This is a genomic window from Streptomyces calidiresistens (genome assembly GCF_014141525.1).
GTDB lineage: Bacteria > Actinomycetota > Actinomycetes > Streptomycetales > Streptomycetaceae > Streptomyces > Streptomyces calidiresistens.
In genome coordinates, this window is record NZ_VKHS01000221.1 from 1 (window position 1) to 7,002 (window position 7,002).

General features: G+C 72.1%; 4 protein-coding genes. 2 read left to right on the forward strand and 2 right to left on the reverse strand.

Annotated elements, in window-relative coordinates:
• Positions 1 to 366 precede the first annotated feature (366 nt).
• On the reverse strand, positions 367 to 1,197 hold the full coding sequence (locus tag FOE67_RS11520) for a thioredoxin domain-containing protein (protein ID WP_182663261.1): 831 nt from the start codon (positions 1,195 to 1,197) through the stop codon (positions 367 to 369).
• Positions 1,198 to 1,450: 253 nt separating this feature from the next.
• Entirely contained in the window at positions 1,451 to 2,140 is a 690-nt protein-coding gene (locus tag FOE67_RS11525) for a hypothetical protein (protein ID WP_182663263.1), read from the reverse strand.
• 200 nt (positions 2,141 to 2,340) lie between these two features.
• On the opposite strand from FOE67_RS11525, the gene dnaE reads away from it, so the two are divergent.
• A complete protein-coding gene (gene dnaE, locus FOE67_RS11530; protein WP_182663265.1) occupies positions 2,341 to 5,883 on the forward strand; it encodes a DNA polymerase III subunit alpha in 3,543 nt (1,180 codons plus the stop codon).
• A gap of 279 nt (positions 5,884 to 6,162) precedes the next feature.
• On the forward strand, positions 6,163 to 7,002 hold an 840-nt coding region (locus tag FOE67_RS11535; RefSeq protein ID WP_323384744.1), incomplete at its 3' end, for an NYN domain-containing protein.

The following is a 7,002-nucleotide window of genomic DNA, read 5'->3' on the forward strand; positions in this document are numbered from 1 at the left end:
GGAGGCGGTGAGGGGGAGAACGGCGGCACCGACGGCCGCGGCGGCCACCACGGCGCGCCGTGAGGGCGCGTCGTCGCGGATGGCGGTGGAAGAGGCCCCGGGGGGACCCGGGGTCGGGTCGGTGGAGGCGCCGGCACGGGGATCACGGGTCTCGGTCACGGAGCCGGATGCTACGGGCCGGTAGCGGTGGGGGACAGCCCCCGGAAGGCCAACGGGCGGGCTCTCACGAAGAGTTCGCCCGCCCGCTCATCGGGGTTGTCCGGCACGTCCGCGGGCCGTCGCCGGGCCGCCGGTGTTCCCGGCCCGGCGACGGCCCGACCCGCCCGGGCCCCGTGACGCGGGGACCGGGACGGGTCGGGACAGGGCTCAGCCCAGCAGCGCCCGCAGCTCCTCGGGCGAGCGCGGGGTCTCCACCCGCTCGCCGTTGAGCAGGACGGTCGGGGTGCCGGTGATCTCGGGCTCGGCCGAGAACTTCTCGCCCATCCGGATCGCCCACGCCGCGAAGGTGCTCTCCCGCACCGACTCCTCGAACTGCTCGAAGGCGGCGTCGTCGGAGAGCGCCTCCACCGAGCGACCGATCTCGATCAGGTTGTCGTCGTCGCCGAAGTCGTCCGCGCGGTTGTCGCTGGTGTGGAACTCCTCCGAGTACAGGGCGTGCAGGTAGCCCAGGAAGGCCTCGGGGCTCACGTCCAGGGCGGCGCCCAGGGCGCTGATGGCGTTCTTGGAGCCGGTGCCGCCGTTCATCTGCTCGTCGAAGAAGGCGCCGAAGGTCCACTCCCCGCGGAAGTCCCCGGCCTCGATGCCCTCGGCGACGGCGTCACCGGCGGCCCGCTCGAAGTCGGCGCAGGCCGGGCAGCGGGGCTCCTCGTAGAAGGAGAAGACGTCCTCGGCGCCCTCGTCACCGATGGATATCGTCAGACCGTCGTCACCCGAGGCGTTGGCGGGTATCGCGTACTCGGCGTTCTCGCCCTGCTCCTCCAGGTCGGCGGCGACGGCCTCCCAGTCGGTGGCGTCCCCGCCGCCGCCCAGGTTGGCGATGGTGAAGCCCACCAGCACCGCGAGGGCCAGCACACCGGCGACGATGCCGCCGACGGTCAGCTGCCGGCGCACCCTGTCGCGCTTCGCCTGCTTCTCCCGTTCCGCCTTCAGGCGTTCGCGGGCCGCCCGCTTGGCTTCCTGCGTGTTGCGCTTGCTCATGATCCGAAGGTCTCCGTGGTTTCGGGGCCCGGCGCGGGGCCGGACCGGGTGTGGGGGTGTGTCGGGGGTCGCGAGGGCGCGCACGCGCGACAGGACCGTGCCGGGGGTGCTCCCGCCGGACCGCCTGCCGGGTACCCCGGCCGCCGTGCCCCACCCGGGGCCGCGGCGACCGGGGCCGCGCGGTGCGGGGGAGGGGACGGGCCGGTGCGGAACCGGGGACGCGTCCGCGCCGTGTGCCGGCGATCGAGGCCGTTCAGGCCGCCGGCACGACCTCGGGGGGACCCCGACGGGAGACCGGGTCACCGGCCGGGCGCCCGGTCGGCGGGAGGACCCGGAACGGGGTCCGGGTGAGCGGACCGGGCGCGCCGGCGTCGGCCGGCAGCGGGGCCCGCAGCAGCGTCCGCGCCAGGGACAGCGGACGGAAACCGGCGGCCACGGCGGCGGCCAGCAGGCGGGCCAGGGCCGCCTCGCCGCAGCGCAGCCAGGCGGCGGCGCCCAGGCCGATGCCCACGTGCGCCGCCAGCAGGATCCAGGGGGCCACCGGGTGCACGGCGGTCTCCGCCCCCGCCGCCCAGCGGGCCAGCGGGGTGCCCAGTTCACCGCCCGCGCACATCAGATCGATCCCGGCCAGGCGCAGCGGCCCGCCGAGGGCGGTTCCGGCCGCCCGGCCGTGCTCCTCGAAACAGGCCGCCTGACCGCTGGTGAACAGCGCGTCGGCGGAGAGTTCCAGCGGCACCAGCAGGGCGGCGATCCGCAGGAAGCCGCGCTCCCGTCCGGCGAGCAGCCAGGCGAGGACGAAGACGGCCAGGGCGACCCCGACGACCGTGCCGACCGGCAGCGGCCGACCGGTGAGCAGGACGTGCGCACCGATGGACGGCGCGAGGCACATCGCGGCGAAGACCGCGGCGCGCACGCTGCGTATACCGGTGTCCGAGGCGTCCATCGAGGCGAGTGTGCCATGCCGAGTCGAAACGGGCCGGCCCCCCTGCGGGAGCGGTAGGGTCGGAACCCCACCGGCGTTCCCCCTCCCGAGCCTCCCGGGGGCGCGGGACCCGCGTGAGCGCGCCGTTCGCGCGGTCGGCGGGATCCCGCGGCGGGACGCCCGGTGAACCCCGTCACAACCGCACGCCGTCGGAAGGTTTCGTGGTGAGCCAGCCCTTCACCCATCTCCATGTCCACACCCAGTACTCCCTGCTGGACGGGGCGGCCCGGTTGAAGGACATGTTCGCGGCGTGCGAGCAGATGGGGATGTCGCACATCGCGATCACCGACCACGGCAACCTGCACGGTGCCTACGACTTCTTCCACAAGGCGAAGGACGCGGGCATCGTGCCGATCATCGGCATCGAGGCCTACCTGGCGCCGGAGTCCCGCCGCTACACCCGCCCCGTGAAGTGGGGCGCCCCGCACCAGAAGGGCGACGACGTCGCGGGCGCCGGCGCCTACACCCACATGACCATGTGGGCGCGCAACCGCGAGGGTCTGCACAATCTCTTCCGCGCGCAGTCCCGCGCCGGGCTGGAGGGGTACTTCCGCAAGCCCCGCATGGACCGCGAGCTGCTGGCCGAGTACTCCGAGGGCCTGATGGCCACCACCGGATGCCCCTCCGGCGAGATCAGCACCCGGATCCGGCTGGGGCAGATGGACGAGGCGATCAAGGCCGCCGGCGAGTACCAGGACATCTTCGGCAGGGAGAACTTCTTCGTCGAGCTGATGGACCACGGCATCGACATCGACAAGCGGGCTCGCGCCGGCCTCGAGGAGATCGCCCGCCGGATCAACGCCCCGTTCGTGGTCACCAACGACAGCCACTACACCTACGAGCACGAGGCGGCGGCCCACGACACGCTGCTGTGCATCCAGACCGGCAGCAACCTCTCCGACCCCGACCGCTTCAAGTTCGACGGCTCCGGCTACTACCTGAAGTCGGCGGCCGAGATGTACGCGATCGACTCCTCCGAGGCCTGGCAGGAGGGGTGCCGCAACACGCAGCTGCTGATCGCCGACCGCATCGACACCGACGGGATGTTCAAGCCCCGGAACCTGATGCCGCGCTTCGACGTGCCCGAGGGCTACGACGAGGTCTCCTGGTTCCAGGAGGAGGTCCGCCGGGGCATGGAGCGCCGCTACCCGGGCGGGGTCCCCGAGGACCGGCAGCGGCAGGCCGCCTACGAGATGGGCGTCATCATCGAGATGGGGTTCCCCGGCTACTTCCTCGTGGTCGCGGACTTCATCATGTGGGCCAAGAACAACGGCATCGCGGTCGGACCGGGACGCGGCTCGGCGGCCGGTTCGATCGTCGCGTACGCCATGGGGATCACCGACCTCGACCCCATCGACCACGGACTGATCTTCGAGCGGTTCCTCAACCCCGAGCGCGTCTCCATGCCCGACGTCGACATCGACTTCGACGAGCGCCGGCGCGGTGAGGTGATCCGGTACGTCACCGAGAAGTACGGCGCCGACAAGGTCGCCATGATCGGCACGTACGGCACCATCAAGGCGAAGAACGCGATCAAGGACTCCGCCCGGGTGCTGGGCTACCCGTACGCGGTGGGCGACCGGATCACCAAGGCGATGCCGGCCGACGTGCTCGGCAAGGGCATCCCGCTGTCCGGCATCACCGACAAGAACCACCCCCGGTACGCCGAGGCCGCCGAGATCCGCTCGATGTACGAGAACGAGCCGGACGTCACCAAGGTCATCGACGCCGCCCGGGGCATCGAGGGACTGGTCCGCCAGATGGGCGTGCACGCCGCCGGCGTGATCATGTCCAGCGAGCCGCTGATCGACCACGTCCCGGTCTTCTCGCCCAAGAACGACGGCGTCGTCGTCACCCAGTGGGACTACCCCAGCTGCGAGGCGCTGGGCCTGCTGAAGATGGACTTCCTGGGCCTGCGCAACCTGACGATCATGGACGACGCCCAGAAGGCCATCAAGGCCAACAAGGGCATCGACATCAAGCTGCTGGACCTGCCGCTGGACGACACGAAGACCTACGAGCTGCTCCAGCGCGGCGACACCCTGGGCGTCTTCCAGTTCGACGGCGGGCCGATGCGTTCGCTGCTGCGGATGATGAAGCCCGACAACTTCGAGGACATCTCCGCGGTCTCCGCCCTGTACCGGCCGGGCCCGATGGGCATGAACTCGCACATCAACTACGCGCTGCGCAAGAACGGCCAGCAGGAGGTCACCCCGATCCACCCGGAGCTGGAGGAGCCGCTCCGGGAGGTCCTGGACATCACCCACGGCCTGATCGTCTACCAGGAGCAGGTGCAGAAGGCCGCCCAGGTGCTGGCCGGCTACTCGCTGGGCCAGGCCGACCTGCTGCGCCGCGCGATGGGCAAGAAGAAGCAGGAGGTCCTGGACAAGGAGTTCGTGCCCTTCCAGGCCGGCATGCGCGAGCGCGGCTACTCCGACGAGGCGATCAAGGCCGTGTGGGACGTGCTGGTGCCGTTCGCCGGCTACGCCTTCAACAAGGCGCACTCCTCCGCCTACGGCCTGGTCACCTACTGGACCGCCTACCTGAAGGCGAACTATCCGGCCGAGTACATGTCCGCGCTGCTGACCTCGGTGCGCGACGACAAGGACAAGTCGGCGATCTACCTCAACGAGTGCCGCCGCATGGGCATCAGGGTGCTGCCGCCGGACGTCAACGAGTCGGACGCCAACTTCACCCCGCGCGGCGACGACGTGATCGTCTTCGGCCTGACGGCGGTGCGGAACGTCGGCCAGAACGTGGTGGACTCGATCATCCGCACCCGTACCGCCAAGGGGAAGTACAGCTCCTTCCCGGACTTCCTGGACAAGGTCGAGGCGGTGGTCTGCAACAAGCGCACCATCGAGTCGCTGATCAAGGCCGGGGCCTTCGACGCCCTGGGCCACACCCGCAAGGGCCTGACCGCGCACTTCGAGCCGATGATCGACAACGTGGTGCAGGTCAAGCGCAAGGAGGCCGAGGGCCAGTTCGACCTGTTCGGCGGCATGGGCGACGAGGGCGGGGACGACGGCCCGGGCTTCGGCATGGACGTGGAGTTCACCGACGAGGAGTGGGAGAAGGGCTACCTCCTCGCGCAGGAGCGCGAGATGCTGGGCCTCTACGTCTCCGACCACCCGCTGTTCGGCATCGAGCACGTGCTCAACGAGAAGGCCGACGCGGCGGTCGCGCAGCTCACCAGCGGCGACTACTCCGACGGCTCGGTGGTCACCATCGGCGGCATCATCTCCGGCCTCCAGCGCAAGATGACCAAACAGGGCAACCCCTGGGCGATCGCCACCGTGGAGGACCTGGCGGGCTCCATCGACTGCATGTTCTTCCCCGCCACCTACCAGCTGGTCTCCACCCAGCTGGTCGAGGACGCCGTGGTCTTCGTCAAGGGACGCCTGGACAAGCGGGAGGACGTGCCGCGCCTGGTCGCCATGGAGCTGATGGTCCCCGACCTCAGCGAGGCGTCCGCCAACGCGCCGGTCACCATCACCATCCCCGCCGTCCGGGTCACCCCGCCGCTGGTCCGGCAGTTGGGCGAGGTCCTGGGGCAGCACCGCGGCGGCACCGAGGTGCGGGTGCGCCTGCAGGGCAGCCGCTCCACCACCCTGCTGCGGCTGGACCGCCATCGGGTGCAGCCCGACCCGTCCCTCTTCGGCGACCTCAAGGCCCTGCTCGGGCCGACCTGCCTGGCGACCTGAGCCGCCCCGCCCCGGGCGCCCGCCCCGCGGCGGGCGCCTCGGCGACCCCGGGCCCTCCGGTGCGCGGTGCCCGACGGGTGATCCGCCACGCCGAGAATCGCCGCCGGAACCTTGAACCCGCCGTGGTCGGGCAGACTCGGGGGAACCGTCGTTTCCGGGGCGGGGCGGCGGTCGCCGGGGCGCCCGCCGGGGTACGCGTGCGACGGGGGCGCGAACGGAAGCCGCGCGCCCGGGAACGGGTGTGTCGGAGCCGAGGAGAGCACAGAGAGAGGGGCCCCCGTGGATCGCTGCGTGGTACTCGTCGACGCCGGGTACCTCCTGGGCGCCGCGGCGAGCCTGGTGGCGGGTGAGCCCTCCCGCTCCCGGATCACGGTGGATCACGCCGCGCTCATCCGGGGGCTGCGGGAGCGGGCCCGGGCCGAGACCGGCTGCGAGTTGCTGCGCATCTACTGGTTCGACGGCGCCCCCGACCGCGTTCCGCAGCCCGAGCACCGCCGGCTGCGCGTGATGCCCCGGGTCACCGTGCGGCTCGGCGCCCTGACCCGCAGCGACGGGCGCTGGGCGCAGAAGGGCGTGGACGCCGCGATGCACGCGGAGCTCACCGAACTGGCCCGCAACCGGGCCTGCGCCGACATCGTGCTGGTCACCGGCGACGGGGACCTGCTGCCCGGTCTGATGTCGGCCAAGGAGCACGGGGTGGCCGTCCACCTCTGGGCCGTCCAGGCCGCCGACGGGGACTACAACCAGAGCGAGGACCTGGTCGCGGAGGCCGACGAGCGGCGGGTGCTGGACCGCGAGTGGATCACCCGTTCGGTGGGGGTGCGCGACGCGCTGCCGCTCACGCACGGCCGGGAACCCACCCGTCCGGAGATCGCCGCCATCCTCTCCGCCCCCCTGCCCGAGCCGGGTGGCGCGGGGGATCACCGGTCCGACGGGGCGGAACCCTCCCGCAACGGGTCCGGTCCGCGTCCCGTTCCGCCCTGCCCGCTCCCCCCGGGCGGGGCGGCTCACCGGGACGGCGTTCTCCACGGCGACGTTCTCCACGGCGACGGAGCCGGCCACCGGGGAAACGGAGTCGTCCATCGCGACGGAGTCGCCCGGGAGGGGGTCGGGCGGGAC

Coding starts and splice junctions, on each gene's coding strand:
- FOE67_RS11525 (WP_182663263.1), bottom strand. CDS start 2,140: ATGGACGCCTCGGACACCGGTATACGCAGCGTGCGCGCCGCGGTCTTC.
- FOE67_RS11520 (WP_182663261.1), bottom strand. CDS start 1,197: ATGAGCAAGCGCAACACGCAGGAAGCCAAGCGGGCGGCCCGCGAACGC.